Raw genomic sequence first — 2,971 nt, forward strand, 5'->3', positions numbered from 1 at the left:
GCGGCAGGTTCAGCCACCAGTTCGCCGCGGCGGTCACACCCGTGCCGGAGCCGTGCAGGAACAGGATCGGAGTGCCCTCGCCCAGCTCGTGGTAGTGCGTCAGCTCGCCCTCGGCGGTCTCAAGCCACCTGTCCTCGAGGCCGAAGAAGGCATCGGTCCTATAGTCGGGGATTTGGAGGGTGTTCATGGTGTTCCTTCCGGAAGGGATGGGCGGGGCTGGCACTAGCTGGCCAGCACCCTGATGCCGTCACTGACGGGGTGGGCTGGTTGGACGGGCTGTCCGGTGAAGGCCATGGAACTCAGGATCGCGTCCAGGGTGGCCGGGGCGTGCTGGGTGAGGCAGGCCCCCGCGACGAAGCGGTCCGGGCGCAGGAACACCAGTGGTGTGGGCCGGTCATCGAACCATTTCTTCATGCGGCCGGTATGGTCGCCTAGTACCAGCACGTCCCCGTCCATGTATTCTTCGGCCCATTCGCGCTGGGTCTCGGGCAAGATGCAGACCAGACGGGCGCCGAGGGAACGCAATTTTGCCAGCGAATCCTCCGGGAGCACGTCCTTGGGGCTGTTGCCCCAAACGATGACCGACCACCAGTTGCCGATCGCGTCGTCCAGCAACAGGTTGTCCGCGTCCTTGCTGTTGACGCGCGGCTGGGGGAACTGCCGGCCGACGGGCGATACTTTACTGTTTGCCGTTCGGACGGGGATCAGTTTGCTGGTCAGGGCGGCCCCTGCGCGGCCGGCTTCCTGGGTGCTCGGGTCGGCCAGCACGCCTTGGGTATAGCGGGGCATCGGTTTGAACTTCATGTCGGAAAAATAGCTTTTGACCGATGGGAACAGGTTCAGCACGGAGGAGGTTGCGTCGCGGGCTGCCGCGCCGACGGGGTTGGTGATCTTGATGAACTTCCCGAAGGTCAGGGACAGGTCCACCATGGCCTTGGCATGCCCCCTGCGCTCGGCCGTATAGGTATCCAGGAGCTCGTCGCCGGCCTGCCCTGAAACTACGGCCGCGAGCTTCCAGCCGAGGTTGGTGGCATCGCGCATGCCGGAGTTCCAGCCCTGGCCCATCCAGACGGGCATCAGGTGCGCGGCGTCGCCGGCGATCAGCTGCCGGCCCTTACGGAAGGAACCGGCGACCCGTGCATGGTGGGTAAAGACGCGGAGGCGGATGAAGTCCAGTTGTGAGGGGTCCGGGACATGGTCTTTGAGCAGGGTGTCGACGTAGGCCGGGTCGGTGACCTGCTCCTCGGTCTCGTCATCGTGGAGCATGAATTCCCAACGGCGGATCGCGTGCGGCAGGCCGATCGAGACGTAGGGCCGTTTGGGGTCAGCACCGACAAAGACGTTCGGGGTGCCCAGCGGGTCGTTGTTCACGTCCACCACCAGCCAACGTGTTGAGGGCGACTCGCCCTCGAAACTCACGCCCATCCTCTTACGGGTCGGGGACTTCCCGCCCTCACAGCCGACCAGGTACCGGGCACGGAAGCGGCGTTCCTCTACCTGCCCCTCCGGGCTGGTAACCAAAGCGATGGCGGTGACGCCGTCGGCGTCCTCCTGAACGTCCTCTACCCGGTGGTTGAAGAGCACCTGCACATTCTCGAAGCGGGTTAGCCCCTCGCAGAGAGCCTTGTCGACGTCGGGCTGGATGAAGCCGTGCTTGCGGTCCCAGCCGAACTCGTCGGTCTGCGGGTTGTTGACCAGGATGGTCTTACCGGCACCGTTGACCAGCCGCAGGATGTGCTGCGGGTTGGTATGCGGGCGCACCGTCTCCACCAGCCCCACGGTCTGGATGGTGCGGAAGGACTCGTCGTCCAAGCCCACGCCGCGAGGGTAGTCGATGAGCCGGTCCATGGCCTCCAGCACTGTCACCTTCCGGCCGTACATGCCCAGGATGTTGGCGAGCATCAGGCCGGCCGGGCCGGCCCCGATCACCAAGACCTCGGTCTCCGCATCGGTTTGGATGCTGCGATGAGTTGCTTTGTTGTTCATGGTTGCTTTCTTCACGTTTGGCGCAGCGACCCCAAGCACGTGGCGCCGGGTGCAGCTAACGAATGGATCGTGTACATAGGGCACAGACATGCACACTATGTGCATGCTATGGTCGATAGCACACCATGCGGCAAGAGGTGTGTCAAGCAACACAGGGCCTGATGTTGCAGCACGGAGATGGTTAGGGGAGCCGCCAGAGATGCAGGGTGGTGGCGGTGGCAAAAATGGCCTGAGCGGTTGCGGCCGCCTGGTCGCCGGGCATCGCGCCTTGTTAGCTTTTGCCGTGCCCATGCGGGCGAGCGGCGACGTTACCGTTCGAGGTTGTTCTGATCCTGGAGGGCCGCAGCGGCGTTCTTTTCGGCGGCCCGGTTGGGTGTCTTCCAGCGGCATCCTGCGCCCTTTGCCCGCATTTCCACATTGTGCCGATAACGGTGCATATGAGACTGCACCCATCTTCCGGCCTTCGCGATGTCGTGCAGTGCGGCGGCAAATCGAGCTGCCGAAGGAATGCCGGGCCGGCACAGAAAGCGGCGGCTTCGAGGTCTTCGGACTAGGAGTCCAGGGCGGCGGTGAGCTGCTCTTCGGCCGTCACCATTGCACAGAGCCCGGAGGGCCGCGTACAAAAGAGCCACACCCGGGAATCGCAACGCTATTGACACAATAGGCGCCACTTCTTTAATATGTTTATGTCAGATCAACAAATTAGGAGGGTTCCCTTGAATGCCAGTGAACACGAGATCATCAGCCGCTACACCCGCGCCGACGCCCTCGCGGACTGCGTCCTGATCGACATCACCAGCCCCGCCCGGGCCACCGGTTTCAGCCGGGAGGCTGCGATGACGTCTCTAGCCTGGGCTGAGGCTGTGGCCTGGAATACCGGGAACGGCCCCTGGCAGGACGAGCAGGGGCGCCTCTGGGACGTACTGGTCATGGCGGCCGGTGCGGCCCGCGCTGCCCGGTCCTGTTCCAGGATTCCGTTCTCCGT

Annotated in this window: 1 protein-coding gene and 2 pseudogenes; 1 reads left to right on the top strand and 2 read right to left on the bottom strand. The window is 64.1% G+C overall.

The annotated features are described in order from the left end of the window. Both AC5RWU_RS24015 and mhpA read right to left on the bottom strand, forming a co-directional pair. Positions 1-187, bottom strand: a pseudogene (locus tag AC5RWU_RS24015) (alpha/beta fold hydrolase); the annotation flags it as partial. A gap of 35 nt (positions 188-222) precedes the next feature. After that, positions 223-1,986 carry a bifunctional 3-(3-hydroxy-phenyl)propionate/3-hydroxycinnamic acid hydroxylase MhpA gene (gene mhpA / locus AC5RWU_RS24020; RefSeq protein WP_493986682.1) on the bottom strand — a complete coding sequence of 588 codons (1,764 nt, stop codon included), beginning with the start codon at positions 1,984-1,986 and terminating at the stop codon, positions 223-225. Positions 1,987-2,702: 716 nt separating this feature from the next. Here mhpA and AC5RWU_RS24025 point away from each other — a divergent pair. Then, positions 2,703-2,971 (top strand): annotated as a pseudogene (locus AC5RWU_RS24025) (DUF6573 family protein); the annotation flags it as partial.

The organism is Arthrobacter sp. B0427-1-12 (genome assembly GCF_059092905.1).

What these genes read in the sequence shown, in the direction of transcription:
- mhpA (WP_493986682.1), bottom strand. Translation starts at nt 1,986, where the DNA reads ATGAACAACAAAGCAACTCATCGCAGCATCCAAACCGATGCGGAGACC.